Raw genomic sequence first — 15,489 nt, 5'->3', positions numbered from 1 at the left:
GCTAAAATTAGACTTATTTAAAAGCAAAACTTGGGAGTTTTTATGGATACAAGCGAACTGATAGCATCCGATCTCAAAACGATTTGGCATCCTTGCACGCAAATGAAAGACCACGAAAAGCTTCCCATCATCCCTATCAAACGGGGCAAGGGAGTTTATTTATACGATTTTGATGGGAATGCTTATATTGATTGTGTGAGTAGCTGGTGGGTGAATCTATTTGGGCATAGCAATGATTATATTAATGCCAAGCTAAAAGAGCAGATCGACACGCTTGAACACGTGATTTTTGCAGGCTTCACGCACGAGGGTATTATCCGACTTTCCAATCGCTTAGTCGGGCTAACGCCTAAAGGATTGGAAAAATGTTTTTATGCAGACAATGGTTCATCGTGCGTGGAAGTAGCACTCAAGATGAGCTACCACGCCCATTTGTTAGATGGCAAAAAGCGCCCAAAATTTTTGTCGCTGAGTAATGCGTATCACGGCGAGACTATTGGGGCGCTTTCTGTTGGGGCAGTGGGGCTTTATAAAAATACTTATGAAGAGATATTGATTGAATGCCTCCAAACCCCTGTTCCAAAGGATAACGCAGATATTCCCAATGCCCTTAAGGCACTCGAAATCATCTTGGATACTGAGGGCAAAAATATCGCAGCCTTTATCTTAGAGCCATTGATCCAGTGTGCGGGGAATATGCATATCTATAGCGCTGAATATGTCCTGAAAGCTTCTAGGATGTGCCAAGAGCGTGGGATTTATGTGATTTTTGATGAAATTGCTGTGGGGTTTGGCAGGAGCGGGAGTTTGTTTGCTTATGAACAATGCGATATAACGCCGGATTTTTTGTGCCTTTCAAAGGGCTTGAGTGGGGGGTATATGCCGTTGTCTGTGGTGATGACAAGCGATGAGGTTTATGAAAAATTTTATGCTCCCTATGAGGCACACAAGGCGTTTTTGCATTCGCATAGCTACACAGGCAATGCCCTAGCGTGTGCGTGTGCGAATGCGGTGCTTGATATTTTTGAGTCCCAAGATGTTATTGCAAAAAATAAGATTTTTAGCCATAAGATTGTGGCATTGATGGAAGAACTCAAAGAATTTAAATTTATTTCCAACTTTCGCTATCAAGGGATGGTTTTTGCCTTTGATTTGGTGGGATTTCCGCAGGGGAGGCGCGTGGGGTTAGAGATTTTTGAAAAAGGCTTGAAAAAAGGTCTTTTATTGCGTCCTTTGGGGAATACGATTTATCTAATGCCCCCTTATACCATCACCCTAGAAGAAGTTGCGTATATTATTGATTCTTTGAAAGTTATTTTGAAACAAATCCAATATTAAGTAAGAATTTACTAAAATTTCAACGTAAGCGTGGTTTGAGATTTGACTTGCAAGCGTTTGGTGTTTTTACTCTATGTAGTGGTCTTTTAGATTTGGATTAACCCAAACGGAGCAAAAATAAAGAAAGGGATTGTTTATGGAAGCCAAAAAAAAGCGTGTTTTAGTGAAATTTTCGGGCGAGGCGATGGCAGGAGAAAATGGTTTTGGTATTGATAGCTCTATCCTTGCGTATATTGCTACCGAAATCAAATCATTGGCTCAAAACGACATCGAAGTAGGGATTGTCATTGGCGGGGGCAATATTATTCGGGGCGTGAGCGCATCTGCAGGGGGGATTATCCGTCGCACAAGCGGGGATTATATGGGAATGCTTGCGACGGTTATCAACGCGGTCGCAATGCAAGAAGCCCTCGAACATATCGGTATGGATGTGCGGGTGCAAAGTGCGATCGAGATAAAAGAAATCTGTGAAAGTTATATTTATAGAAAAGCGATCCGCCATCTTGAAAAAGGTAGGATTGTGATTTTTGGGGCAGGGACGGGGAATCCATTTTTTACCACCGATACCGCAGCGACTTTGCGGGCAGTTGAGATCGGTGCGGATATGATTGTAAAAGCCACAAAAGTTGATGGCGTTTATGATAAAGACCCTCAAAAATTCCCCGATGCCAAGAAGCTTGATAGATTGAGCTATGATGAAGCATTGCACGATCATATCAAGGTGATGGATGATACAGCGATCGCTTTGGCAAAAGACAATAAACTCCCGATTGTGGTTTGTAATATGTTTTTGAAGGAAAATTTGTTAAAAATCATCAGAGACAATGATGGCACTTGCTCTGTGGTAAAATAACGCCCGAAATTTAAAAAAAGGATCGAAATTGAGAACTGAAGAAATCGTAGCGAAAGCACTTGAAAGAATTGGGAATGATAGGTATATCCTCTCAAACCTCGTATTTTCTAGGGTCAAACAGCTTAGTGCGGGGGCAAAACCCCTCGTGGATATGGATATGAAAAAAAACAAGCTTGCTGATATTGCAATGAGAGAGATTGCTGAGGGGAAAGTCAGTGTTGATCGGATCGATGAGCGCAATTAAAAGGTCTGTTTGAATTTGGAATTTTTTGATACCTTAAGGAAAATCACCGAACCTCAAGAGGGGATAAAGACCCTGCAGAATTTGGTTCAAATCACTTCAAAAATTGACAACGCATTGGAAATTGCTATCAAATATCACGATGGGCAAAAAAGAAAAAGTGGCGAACCCTACGTTGTCCATCCTATTTGCGTGGCTTGCATTGTGGCTTTTTATGGTGGCGATGAAGCGATGATTTGCTCAGCCTTGCTCCACGATGTTGTCGAAGATACATTGTGTGATATTGATGTCATCAAGGCTGAATTTGGCGATGATGTTGCTGTTTTGGTCGATGCACTGACTAAAATCACAGAAATCAGAAAAGAAGAACTTGTTTCTAATAATTCGAGCCAAAAAGTCATCATCTCGGCTTTGTCTTTTAGAAAAATGCTTGTCGCAGCCATCAAAGACCCCAGAGCGCTGGTGATTAAGATTAGCGATCGCTTGCATAATATGCTAACCCTTGAGGTGTTACCCTATGAAAAGCAGATTCGCATTTCAGAAGAAACATTGGTGGTATATGCCCCTATCGCTCATCGTTTGGGGATTTCTTCGATCAAAAATGAGCTTGAAGACAAGAGCTTTCATTATATTTTTCCCCAAGAATATGAAAAAATCCGCAATTATCTCAAAGAAAACAAGCAATCTTTGTCATTGAGGCTCAATCATTTTATTGACAAGCTCAATAAAATGCTTTTAACGCAAGGCTTTTCAGATACTGATTTTCATATCGAAAGTCGGGTAAAACGCCCGTATTCTATTTACCTAAAAATGCAAAGAAAGGGCGTGAGTATCGATGAGGTTCTTGATTTGCTTGCGGTGAGAATCATCGTCAAAAATCCGATTGAATGCTATAAAGTCTTAGGAATGGTGCATTTGAATTTCAAACCCATTGTCTCACGATTCAAAGATTATATCGCCTTGCCTAAGGAAAATGGCTATCAAACCATCCATACGACGATTTTTGATGAGGCATTGGTTTATGAAATCCAGATCCGCACATTTGATATGCACAAAAGTGCAGAATACGGCATTGCAGCGCATTGGAAATACAAGAGCGGCGGGATGATTCCTAGCCTAGAATGGTTGCATAATCTCCAATACCAAAACAACACTATCGAGGAATTTTACGAGCTTGCCAAAAATGATTTGTATCAAGAAGATATTGTGGTATTTTCGCCCGATGGGGATACTTACGCCTTGCCTGTGGGGGCGATTGCACTTGATTTTGCCTATGCGGTCCATAGCGAGCTAGGTGATAATGCCAAAGAAGCCTATGTGAATAACCAAAAAGTCTCTTTGCTCCAGACGCTCAAAAGCGGGGATATTGTGCGGATTATTGTCGGCAGAGAAGCTGCGCCGAAATACACCTGGGTCGATGCGGTCAAAACCTCGCGTGCAAAAAGCCATTTGCGCCTGCAACGCCAAAACCAGATCCGTGAGATTGAGAAAAAAAGCGCTATCAATATTTTGGCAACCATTTTTGGCAAAAATCACAAAATATTTGAAAGGTATCTTTCGATCAAAGGCTTTGATAACTCGCTTTTCCGCGCTACCAAAGACATTGGATTTTTGCAGGATCTCAAAAATAAAATCAAGCAAAGCTTCAATACCGAGTCGAGTTTTTTTGCCAAAATACGGATGAATCTCCTCAAACTCAAAAAAATCGAACTCGAAAATTTCGTGATTTATACCAATCGTAATGTGAATGAAATCTTGTTTGATTATTGTTGTCATCCCAAATACGGCGATGAGATTTTGGCTATAATGACGGGTCAAAAAGCCGTTGTCCATCACAAACTATGCGAGAAAGTCAGTGAAGATATCCAATCAGGTGTGTCAATGGTATTTGTCGAATGGGCAAAGAAAATAAAAACCGCTTATAAGGTCATTGTCGCCCTTGAAGACAAAAAAGGCACGTTAGCAAATTTCTTAAATAATTTGGCAAAAAATGGTTGCAATGTTATCGGCGTGTCGTATTTGGGGTATAAAAGCCAGTTTTCAACGCATTGTGAAATCTTGTTTGAGGTTGATTTTCGGGACATCAAACCACTCAAAGAATCGCTAATGAGGAAATACAAAGTGATAGAATTTTCAAGTTTAAAAGACGCATATCAAAACTGAGGGGAGCAAATGGGCGATCACAATCAAATAAATCTTGAGCCAGAAATTAAACAAAAAGTTCAAGAAGCGATGGCAGAAATCACGCGTGGGGCAAGCGAATTTATTGGAGCAGATTATATCGCTTCTTTGGTGGGGAGATATTATACAACCGGTGAGCGATTTGTCGTGAAAGCAGGCTTTGATCCCACTGCACCCGATCTACATTTGGGGCATACGGTTTTGATCCAAAAGCTAGCTGTTTTTCAGCGATATGGTGGGGATGTGAAATTTCTCATCGGTGATTTTACCGCTACCATCGGCGATCCTAGTGGCAAGAGCGAGACGAGAAAACAACTCAGCGCCCAAGAGGTCCAAAACAACGCCCAAACCTACAAAGAACAGGTTTTTAAGATACTCGATCCCAAATATACAGAGATTTGTTTTAATTCCAAATGGATCAATGCGCTTGGGGTAGGGGGGTTGGTAGATTTGACATCGAAGTTTTCGGTTGCGAGGATGCTAGAACGGGATGATTTTGAAAAACGCTACCAGCAAAATCGCCCGATTAGTATTATTGAATTTATGTATCCTCTATTGCAGGGGTATGATTCGGTTGCGCTGGGTTGTGATATTGAGCTTGGTGGTAATGACCAAAAGTTCAATCTCCTCGTAGGCAGAACGCTCCAGCGTGCTTATGGGCTAAATAAAGAGCAATCCGTGCTGACCGTGCCGTTGCTTGAGGGGCTTGATGGCGTGAATAAAATGAGCAAGAGTTTGGGAAATTATATCGGGGTTACAGAAAAACCTAATGCAATGTATGCTAAAATACTCAGCATTTCTGATGATTTGATGTGGAAATATTATGAGCTTTTGAGTAGTAAAACCATCGGGGAAATAGAAGAATACAAGCGTGGTGTTGCAAACGGCGTGTTGCATCCCAAAGCAGTCAAAGAAGAGCTAGCCCTAGAAATCACAGCGAGGTATCACAGCTTGGATTTGGCGCAAAATGCTAAAAAAGAGTTTGATGAGGTTTTTCAAGGCGATGCAACACCTAGCGAGGCACCTCAGATGGCGTTTCAAAAAGGCATTTGGATTTGTGAGCTTCTCAAGCTTGCCAATCTTTGCTCCTCGACTTCTCAGGCGAGGAGAGATATTCAGGGAGGGGGTCTCAAAATCAATAAACAAAAAATTATGGACGAAAATTATAAATTTGAATCGGGAGAATATGTGATACAAATAGGAAAAAGAAAGTTTATCCGAGCTGTGATTAAATGATTTGAGGAAAAATAATCGATGAACGTGAAATTAAAACCATTAAAAATCGGGAAACATACCATCAAATACCCCATATTCCAAGGAGGTATGGGCGTGGGTATCAGTTGGGATGAGCTTGCGGGCAATGTCTCAAAAGAGGGTGGCTTGGGGATTATCAGTGCCGTAGGGACGGGGTATTATAAAAAAATGCATTTTGTTGAAAGGATTGTTTCTTCCAAGCCATTTGAAGCGATCAATTTTTATTCCAAACAGGCGTTGAATGAGATATTTAAAAATACCAGAAAAATCTGTGGCAATAGCCCTTTGGGTGCAAATATTCTCTATGCTATCAATGAATATGGCAGGGTCGTCAGAGATGCTTGTGAGGCGGGGGCAAATATCATCGTTACAGGTGCGGGATTGCCTACGAATATGCCTGAATTTACAAAGAATTTTCCGGAGGTTGCACTCGTGCCGATCGTATCTTCGGTAAAGGCATTGCGGATTATTTGCAAGCGCTGGGAAGATCGGTATCAAAGACTCCCCGATGCGATTATTGTCGAAGGTCCTTTGAGCGGGGGACATCAGGGGTTTAAATACGAAGATTGTTTCAAGGAAGAGTTCCAGCTAGAAAACCTTGTCCCACAGATCGCTGATGAAGCCAAAAAATGGGGAAATATCCCTGTGATTGCTGCGGGGGGCATTTGGGATCGCGGCGATATTGATAGGATGATTGCTTTGGGTGCGAGCGGGGTGCAGATGGGGACACGCTTTTTAGGGACAAAAGAATGCGACGCCAAGGCGTATGCAGAGATTTTGCCCTTTGTAAAAAAAGATGACATCAAGCTTGTCAAATCGCCTGTGGGCTACCCAGCCAGAGCGATCAATATCGGCGTTTTGCAAAGATTGCAAGAGGGCAATGCCCCAAAGGTTCGTTGTATCAGCAATTGCGTTTCTCCTTGCCATCGGGGTGTTGAGGCAAAGGCAGTTGGGTATTGTATCGCTGATAGTTTGGGAAAAGGGCATTTGGGAGACAAACAAGAGGGGCTTTATTTTAGTGGCGCGAATGGCTATAGAATAGAAAAAATCATCACGGTAAAAGAATTAATGCACGAGCTGACACAGGAGTAATCGTGTGCGCGCAATCCTAATTTTATTTTTTTATGTATTGGGATTTGCTTTGGCTTCAGACCTCAAGATTCTTCAGATTATTCCTTTTGGCACGAGCAGTGTTCGCATTACTTTTAATCAAGACATTTCAAAGCTCTCTTTTAAACGCCATAGTCTCAAGGATTTTAGAAATTTTTTAGACATCGAGGCGGTTTTAATTGGTCCAAGAAAAAATTATAATTTTTCCAACCGCACGCAGGTTTCAATCGCCCAAAATACGCCTGAGATTGTGCGTGTCGTCATCAAGACGAACAAAGATAGCACTTATCAGACTAAGATCGTAGAAAAACACCTCTATATCAGTATCATCGACAAACTCCCTGAACCCGAAGCGACAAAAGTCGCAAAAGAACCAAAAGCCACAAAAAAACCCCCTGAACAAAAAGAAAGCAAGCCTCCAGCCCCAAAAAGCACCCCCAAAACCCCCACCAAGCCCCAAAAAAAACCTGAAAAGCCAAAAAATACTACTCCCAAACCGCCCATCAAAGCACCCGTTTCTAAGCAATCTCAAACTGCGCCCGCACAAAAGCCAGCTACAAAATCCCAATCACCTGTAAAATCCCAATCTAGCACAAATAAAACCGAGCCAAAATCATCCCCCGTAGCTCAAACAAAAACCGCCCCCGCCCAAGAATCTCCCAAAACTTCCAAAAAATACAAAATTGTCATCGATCCCGGACACGGGGGCAAGGATTGCGGTGCGATGGGGGTAAGCAAGATATGTGAGAAAGTGATTGTCTTGAGTGTTTCAAAGTTTTTGGAGCAAGAGCTTAAAAAAAGAGGCTATATTGTTTATATGACGAGAAATAAGGACGTTTATATCAATCTGAAGGAACGAACGGATTTTGCCAATGCTAAGAATGTGGATTTGTTTGTTTCTATTCACGCCAATTCTGTGCCAAAAAATTCTAGCGATAGCCCCCAAGGTGTCGAAACCTATTTCCTTTCGACCGCACGGAGTGAGCGTGCGAGAAAGGTTGCTGAGCTTGAAAACAAAGACGATGTGGATGTGATGAATTATTTTTCTAAATTTTCTTTTCTAAATTCTCTAAACTCCCATCGCCTCATCGCTTCTAATAAGCTTGCTATTGATATCCAGTTTGGTATTTTAAGAGAACTCCGCAAGCATTATCAGGGCGTGGTCGATGGCGGGGTGCGGGAAGGTCCTTTTTGGGTTTTGGCAGGGGCGTTGATGCCATCAGTTTTGATTGAGATAGGCTATAATTCCAATCCAATTGAAGCGCGCAGGATTGATGATAAGCGTTACCAGAGGTTTTTGGCTAAGGGGATAGCTGATGGGATTGAGGGCTATTTTGCCAAAAATTATTAACCAAGGAACATAATGAATAAACCAAACACATATAAGGTTATTTTTTCATCGATATTTTTTTTATTATTTGTTTTTAGTATTTTATCACTTTTGGTTTCTCAATTCAGCAATACTTTTTCACAATTATTTTTTATATTGACCAAAAATGACCGAGCTTATGATAATGCTGTGAATATTTTTTATCTTTTTGGTATTATGATGTCTTTGGGGTATTTGATTCTTGCTTCTTATATACAGAGGGATATTTTTTTCCAGAGGCTCGTTGCGGTTGGGATTTGCATTGTTTTGATTTTTATTTTCGTTTTGAGTTTGAGCACTGAAAAATCGTTGGATTCAGCGATACTGGGCTTGATGACTGGGGATGGACTCAAGGATCTTTCTTTTTTGGATTTGGTCTTAGAAAATCTCAAATATATTTTTATTTCAGGATTTTTTTATATTTTCTTTTTATTTTTGCCGTTGATACTTTTTGGTTTTGGTTTTCGCCTGAATGTCAAAAACCAGCTTGGAAAATACCTCGCATTTTTTTGCCCCTCTATCAATGTTTGTTTGGTGGTTTTGTTTGCTTCTGGTTTTCAGGCTTATTATGATAAAAGCAATTTATGGTTGTATATGGATTTTTTGATGTTTTGTGTGGGATTTATTTTGTTTATCAAGGTATTTTTGTCTCGTAAAGAATTTTTTGGATTTTATGAATACGCCAATATGTTGTTTTTGGCATTAGGCGTGTTGGTGTGTTTGTTTTGCTCCAACACGCTTTCTCAAACAGAAAATTATTACAATGCACGTATGGCGTTTTATATGCTGGCTTTTTTGGGCTGGTGTGGGGAATGGATGTATCGGAGTTTTAGCGAAGATGCCTAAAAACGTGCGGGTTTTTTGATTTTTTTAAAAAGCAATTCCCGATAAAACCGCTCCAGACCAAGCCGTTCTTTTGGGCCTATTTTGTAATAGATATGTTTGAGGTATTCTAAGATATAGCTTTTGGGGATTTGGGTTTTTTGGGCGTATGCCATCAAGATAAAATGGGGGATTTTGATTTTTTTTTGGTTAAATTCTTTGCTTATGCGGTGATAAAAATCCCCGTAGGCATTGAAACAAAATCTACCAAACACAAATGGCAAATGTTTTTTTTCATACCAAATTTTACCCATATCCAGATGTTCGCCCCCTTTGTAGCGGTAGGCTAATGCCCTATCACCGATGAGAACCTCCCCACTAAGCCCCAAAACCTTGCACAAGGCATTGGATGTCGCTGATTGGTAATCTTCAGCTTGGGGATTGGGGATGATGATGACACTCCATACGCTCCCTTTGGCGATGATGGCAGAATCGGTGGCTTTGTGCTTGCGTGCTGCGTGATAGCCGGCAATCGATGAGATAAAGCCCGCATCGATTCTGCGGAATAGAAAATCCTTGTTGAGCCTAGAGGGATAAGATTTTTTTAACTGCAAGAATTTTTTGAATCCTGAATGCAAAGGGTATGCCTTGATAAAAACGTCAAATGGCAATAGATTGATATATTCTATTTTTCCAAAACGCATACAGCCTCCGCTTGCATTTTTCGCCTACATTTTATTATGTAATCCTTGGCGTGAATGCAAAGATTCTAGCCAAGAATCATTATTATTGTGTAAATTGATACAAAATTGCTGAAATCGCAATCAAGCCCGTTATCACGATAAACCCATCAGCGAGCGGGTTTGCAAAATGCCTCATCGAAGGGATTTTATAGATAGCAGCTACTGGGAGCAAAAACAAAATCACAGCAATGATAGGACCCCCGAGACTTTCGATGAAGCCCAAAATGCTTGGATTGACATAGGCTGTCGCAATCATCGTGATATAGATAAACAAGGCACTGAATGTTTTGATAGTTTTATTCAGATCGTTTTGTTTGGTGTATTTGCGGATAATCCCATTGAGACCCTCTCTAGCACCCAAATAATGCCCAAAAAACGATGTCGTGATGGCTGTGAAAGCAATCAATGGGGCGACATACGAAATAATAGGGTTATCAAATTTATTGGCAAAATAAGAAAGAATTGGGATGTTTTGTTCTCTAGCAGCTTGAAGCTCAAGCGGTGAGAGACATAATATACAACTAAAGACAAAAAACATCACAAAAATCAGCAAAAGCCCTGAAGTAACAAACAAAATCTGATTGGATTTTTCAAGCGCTTGGGATTTGTAGGCTTTGCGAATGCTAAGTGAAAATGCCGAAATCGCTGGGGAGTGATTGAAAGAAAAAATCAAAACGGGCAATGTGATCCACAAAACATTGGCAAATTGCTTGGGTGAGGGGATTTCTAAAAGTGCATCGATTTTCCAGTAGGGAATCAAATAAAGCGAAAATCCCATCAAAGCGATAATTAGCGGGTATGTGAGGGCTTGGGAAAATCGCAACATAATGCGTTCGTTAAAAGACATCACTAACATCATCGCGCTGATAAGCACAAATGCGAGTAAAAGCCTGTTGGTAGGCTGTAGGTGCATTTGGTAGGTCAAAAAGCTATCAAGGGTATTGGTAATCCCCACCCCATAAGCTAGGCAGATAGGATAGATAGCAAAAAAATAAAGCACCGTGATGAGTTTGCCAACACCGCTTCCAAAATATTCTTCAACAACGTGCGTGATGTCCTTGTCGGGGTGTTTGGCACACAGCACAAAGCGACTAAGCGAGCGATGGCTCAAAAAAATCATTGGAAATATAAACAAACTCATCAATGCGATAGGCCAAAACCCTCCCATTCCGGCATTGATCGGCAAAAACAAAATGCCTGCTCCCACAGCGGTCCCAAATAGCCCGATGACCCAGCTGGTATCAAATGCTTCTAACCTCATTTTATTGCTGGATTTGTCTTTGGGCTTTTGTTTGGTATTTTCTTGCGACTGCATTTTTCTCCTTTTTTCTTGATAAATCTTGGATTTTGCACGGGATGCTAGCTTATTGATGAAATTTTATAATAAAAATCACGTATTTGAAAAAAATATTTTGTTTTGGGGAATCCCATAGATTTTGGTATGATTTTTCCTTTTGATATTTTTAGAAATATACGACGCAAAATGCGACATAAAATCCGGTATGCACAGAAGAGGACAAAGAGACAATGGCACTTTTGAGTTTGCTTGATATTTGCAAACAATACGATCACAAAATAGTCTTAAGCAATATAAATTTTTCGATCCAAAAAGGCGAAAAAATCGCTATCGTAGGCAAAAATGGCAGTGGCAAAAGCACACTGCTCCAGATCCTTTGTGGCGAAGTGGAACAAGATTCTGGGGAGCGCATTATCCAAAATAATCTCAAGATTTTAAGCCTCCCCCAGCACCCTGTTTTTGACCCGCTTATCAGTGTCAAAGAAGTCTGTGAAGACAGCCTCAAAGAACTCAAAGAAGCCCACAAATGCCTTGAAACCATCCATCAAAAAATCGCCCAAGATCCCAATATAGATAGCGAGATTTTAGAGGAGCAAGGGCGTTTGATGGGTTTTATTGATAGCCATCGCGCGTGGGATTTGAGTAATAAGGTTGATGAAATCTTGCAACGCTTTGATCTAAAAGATATCGCCGATCGTTTGGCAAATACGCTCAGTGGTGGCGAGCAAAAGCGCTTAGCCCTTGCAGGAATGTTGCTAAAAGATGCCGATATTTTGATCTTTGATGAGCCGACCAATCATTTGGATGTAGAGACGCTTGAATTTTTAGAAGAAATGATCGCCGGGCTGGCTTGTAGTGTGGTGTTTATCAGCCACGATCGGTATTTTATCGAAAGGCTGGCTTCTCGTGTCGTAGAAATCGATGATGGTAAGCTTTTGAGTTTTGATGGCGGGTATAGCAATTATTTGCAGAAAAAAGAGGAGATTTTAGCCCATCTCACCAAAGAACACCAGCACCTCCTCAAGCTACTAAAAAACGAAGAAGAATGGCTTCAAAAAGGCGTGCAGGCAAGGAGAAAACGCAACGAGGGACGCAAGGCTAGGGTTTTGCAGATGCGAGAGAGCGCAAAAACCAATCCAGCCATCATCGCCAAAATGCGTGTGGCACTTGAGCGAGAAAAAAAGCATTTTAATCGTGAAGAGAGTATCAATGCCAAAAAAATGCTGTTTGAATGCGAAAATATTTCTAAAGCCATCGAGGGAAAACCCTTGATAAAAAATCTTTCATTGCGGGTTTTGCAAAAAGATAAAATCGCTATCGTAGGCAAAAATGGCAGTGGCAAAAGCACATTACTGAAGATTTTGCTGGGTGAAATACCCCAAGATGGCGGTGTTATCAAGCGGGGTGAGATGAAAATCGGGTATTTTGACCAGCATAGAAAAATGCTTGATGAAAGCAAAAATCTCCTCGAGACATTTTGCCCCAATGGTGGCGATCACATCGATGTTAGGGGCAAGAATATCCACGTTTTTGGGTATTTGAAAAATTTTTTATTTCCCAAAGAGTTTTTGGACAAAAAAATAGCATTTTTGAGCGGTGGGGAGAAAAACAGGGTGGCTTTGGCTTTGTTGTTTGCTAGGAAATATGATTGTTTGATTTTAGATGAGCCGACTAATGACCTTGATATTGCCACCATCAATATTCTGGAGGAGTATCTGCAGAACTTTGATGGCGGGGTGATTTTTGTCAGCCACGATCGGTATTTTGTCGATAAAATCGCCCATAAATTGCTTGTTTTCAAAGGGGATAGCATTTGTGAAGAGCTCGTAATTGGCTATAGCGAGTATCTTGATATGTGCAAGGAACTAGCAGAATATGAAGAAATTGCCCGTGAGGCTGGCGAGCAAAAGGTGAATTTAGCGCCCAAGAAATCCACCAAGCTTGGCTACAAAGAAGCCAGAGAACTCGATATGCTTCCTGGCGAGATAGAGGCATTGGAAGAAAAGATCAAATCCCTAGAAGCAATGCTCTCTAACCCCAGTGCCTATGAGGTGGGTGCTATCACGGATTTGGCGATGGATTTGCAAACAACAAAAGATGATTTGGAGCTAAAAATCGGGCGATATTTTGAGCTTGAAGAAAAACAACAGGCACTAGGCTGTTAGCGATGATGAGGCACTTTTATCATTTTGTCATTATGCTAACTCGGTTTTCATTATTTTGAACTCGATTCACGTTGTGAATCTAAAGACCATTCCAAGAGGCAAAGCCTCTTTCCATTCCTAAAGGACAGGGTTATTCCGTGCTTCGCACGTCATCAACCCATTTTTTAAGGTTTCCATTCACAAACCAATATCAAACCCAGCCCGCTACGCACTTTCACCCTATCTGCTAAGGGGGCGGGTCAGGGGGTTTTCACCCGCCCGCCCGATGAGTTTGAGGGGGATATTAGACCCGCCCACCCTGCGGACTTCGCAAAGAGAGGCGTTAAAAAAAGCTCCCACACTTTTTCAAACTCAAACAGAATATCCTTTGAAAATTTGTTATAATCAATGCAACCATTGTCAAGAATGGTGATTTCTAAGTTTTCAGAGGTTGGAAACTTGTAGTAAAAAAGCCCGATACCTAGCGTGTCGGGTTTTTTTTTGGTTGATTCTTTATTTTTTAAAATTTTGCAATCGGGGCAGGGGTGGGATTTTACTACAAGGCGTCCAAAATGGAAGTTTTTATCATTGCTATTTTGTCGCTTGCCATCCTTATAAAAGAGATTCGCAAGTTTAAAAAATAGCCACTCCAACCTCTTGGAGCACTGCTTGACCAGTGCCCTGCTGTATTCCTATTGTTTTCTACTCGGTTTAATTTTTTCTTTGAAAAATTAAACCTGAAGACCACTTCGCAAGATATAAAATCTTGCTTCGCTCCTAAAGCTACCATCTCATATTCAAGCAAGCTTGAATATTCGAGATAAGTTTTAAAGGTTTGTCAGTCTGGAATTGCTACCAAAAAAGCCAGCTACGCTTTTTAATCCCGCATTGCATTGGGGGCGTGACGGGGGTAGGGGTTCTAAAGGGGTCTAGGGGGGCGGTCTTCGCAAGGAGAGGCGTAAAGGTGAAGCCAACTGCTTGGCTTCACTAGCCTCACACGCCGATGCGTATATGCCCGCAAGGGTATAGCAGACGGCTAGCCCCTCCCTTTCTAGCTAGTATAAGAAACAATCACTAGTCACACAGCTATGAAAAACATTATGTTTTACTCGGTTTGAATTTTAAAATCCAAACTTAAAGACCGCTACTATCGATCGAATCAGTATTCGTTCCTAGGTAAAAATTTCTATAGATTTTGAAAGTAGCTAAAAGTCTCTAGAAACGCGAAAGGTCTTTTTGAGGATATGGAAAATGTGATAAAATTATTGTTGAGGTTGAAGCCCCAAGGAGGGTAACAGCCTCCTAGGAGCAAATCCAAACAACCTCTTTGAAGGAAGTTTGTGTGAAGTTTCTGGAATTGCTAAAAACAATCCTTGAGATAATTGTAGCACTTCTTGTTATATTTAACAAGAAAGGGCGATGATTTTTTTAGGATTCCTCCCGTTTTTGGGAGGTTAGCAATTGAAAACCCATCCACCAAAAACCCCACCCACCTAGCAAAAAACATCAAATCAAAACTCATAATTTTTGCAAATCCAGATTTAAATAAACACCTAAATAGCTTATTTTTCCATAATTTTCAAAATTTCAGCATAACTTAAAGAGGTTTTATACTAAAATAATGCTTTTTAAATCCAAAAATCTCAAAGATTGACAAAAGGAATACGTAATGAATACCCAAAATCATCACCCAGAAATACTGCGGGGGGGGGGCAAGATCTCCTAAATAGCTCTTTAACTAGCCCTCTTCAATCCCCCACCACCCAAAAATCCCAACAAACTCGAGGTTTAAAAACTTCCCAACAACTTCAAAACCTTAAAGATTCCCAAATTCGGAGTTTCGATAAACTTCAAAAATCCCCCAATCATTATGGGTCTGAAAGCTCCCAACACTTCCAACCCGCCAAAGATTCAAAAAACTTCCAAGAATCGCAGTTATTTCTAAAATCTAAAGGCTTACAACAAGATTTAAAAAACGTCTCATCATCTCTAAAATCCAAAAAATCCTCATTCAAACCCCTTTTCTCCATCATCTTGGCTTCTTTGATGGGGAGTGCTTTGGTATATGGGGCGGATATTTCTCTAGGTGGTGATACTACTTGTTCTACAGATGGCACAGAAGCTTGCCTCACTGGCA

Annotated in this window: 12 protein-coding genes; 9 read left to right on the top strand and 3 right to left on the bottom strand. The window is 40.9% G+C overall.

The genetic code is table 11. The annotated features are described in order from the left end of the window. Positions 1-42 precede the first annotated feature (42 nt). The 8 genes from BJI48_RS02545 to BJI48_RS02510 all read left to right on the top strand — a co-directional run bounded on the left by BJI48_RS02545 (position 43) and on the right by BJI48_RS02510 (position 9,192). Positions 43-1,338 (top strand): adenosylmethionine--8-amino-7-oxononanoate transaminase, encoded by a 1,296-nt coding sequence (locus BJI48_RS02545; protein WP_095331572.1) that lies wholly within the window; start codon positions 43-45, stop codon positions 1,336-1,338. Positions 1,339-1,474: 136 nt separating this feature from the next. Beyond that, positions 1,475-2,191, top strand: a complete 717-nt coding sequence (gene pyrH, locus BJI48_RS02540) for a UMP kinase (protein ID WP_095331570.1) — start codon at positions 1,475-1,477, stop codon at positions 2,189-2,191. 28 nt (positions 2,192-2,219) lie between these two features. Then, positions 2,220-2,435, top strand: a complete 216-nt coding sequence (locus BJI48_RS02535; protein ID WP_095331568.1) for a DNA-directed RNA polymerase subunit omega — start codon at positions 2,220-2,222, stop codon at positions 2,433-2,435. Between the two features lie 15 nt (positions 2,436-2,450). Next, positions 2,451-4,595, top strand: a complete 2,145-nt coding sequence (locus BJI48_RS02530) for a RelA/SpoT family protein (protein ID WP_095331820.1) — start codon at positions 2,451-2,453, stop codon at positions 4,593-4,595. Between the two features lie 45 nt (positions 4,596-4,640). Then, positions 4,641-5,849, top strand: a complete 1,209-nt coding sequence (gene tyrS, locus BJI48_RS02525) for a tyrosine--tRNA ligase (RefSeq protein WP_095331818.1) — start codon at positions 4,641-4,643, stop codon at positions 5,847-5,849. Positions 5,850-5,867: 18 nt separating this feature from the next. Continuing rightward, positions 5,868-6,959 carry a nitronate monooxygenase gene (locus tag BJI48_RS02520; protein WP_095331566.1) on the top strand — a complete coding sequence of 364 codons (1,092 nt, stop codon included), beginning with the start codon at positions 5,868-5,870 and terminating at the stop codon, positions 6,957-6,959. 4 nt (positions 6,960-6,963) lie between these two features. Next, positions 6,964-8,328, top strand: coding sequence for an N-acetylmuramoyl-L-alanine amidase (locus tag BJI48_RS02515; protein WP_095331564.1), 1,365 nt, complete (start codon positions 6,964-6,966; stop codon positions 8,326-8,328). 12 nt (positions 8,329-8,340) lie between these two features. Next, positions 8,341-9,192: a hypothetical protein gene (locus tag BJI48_RS02510; protein ID WP_095331562.1), complete on the top strand. Its 852-nt coding sequence runs from the start codon at positions 8,341-8,343 to the stop codon at positions 9,190-9,192. On the opposite strand, the gene BJI48_RS02505 is transcribed toward BJI48_RS02510, so the two are convergent. Both BJI48_RS02505 and BJI48_RS02500 read right to left on the bottom strand, forming a co-directional pair. Continuing rightward, a complete protein-coding gene (locus BJI48_RS02505) occupies positions 9,189-9,872 on the bottom strand; it encodes an MqnA/MqnD/SBP family protein (RefSeq protein WP_095331560.1) in 684 nt (227 codons plus the stop codon). The two genes, BJI48_RS02510 and BJI48_RS02505, sit on opposite strands and share 4 nt — an antisense overlap. 82 nt (positions 9,873-9,954) lie before the next feature. Then, a complete protein-coding gene (locus BJI48_RS02500; protein WP_095331816.1) occupies positions 9,955-11,172 on the bottom strand; it encodes an aromatic amino acid transport family protein in 1,218 nt (405 codons plus the stop codon). A gap of 266 nt (positions 11,173-11,438) precedes the next feature. On the opposite strand from BJI48_RS02500, the gene abc-f reads away from it, so the two are divergent. After that, complete coding sequence (gene abc-f, locus BJI48_RS02495) at positions 11,439-13,373, top strand: ribosomal protection-like ABC-F family protein (protein ID WP_095331558.1); 1,935 nt, start codon at positions 11,439-11,441, stop codon at positions 13,371-13,373. 1,847 nt (positions 13,374-15,220) lie between these two features. On the opposite strand, the gene BJI48_RS09310 is transcribed toward abc-f, so the two are convergent. Next, positions 15,221-15,489 (bottom strand): hypothetical protein (locus BJI48_RS09310; protein WP_219350123.1); only part of this gene is annotated, 269 nt, incomplete at its 5' end.

Source organism: Helicobacter sp. 11S02596-1, from assembly GCF_002272825.1.
Taxonomy (GTDB): domain Bacteria; phylum Campylobacterota; class Campylobacteria; order Campylobacterales; family Helicobacteraceae; genus Helicobacter_J.
The sequence above is the reverse complement of the archived record's forward strand: the minus strand, read 5'-3'. Positions and strand labels throughout refer to the sequence as shown.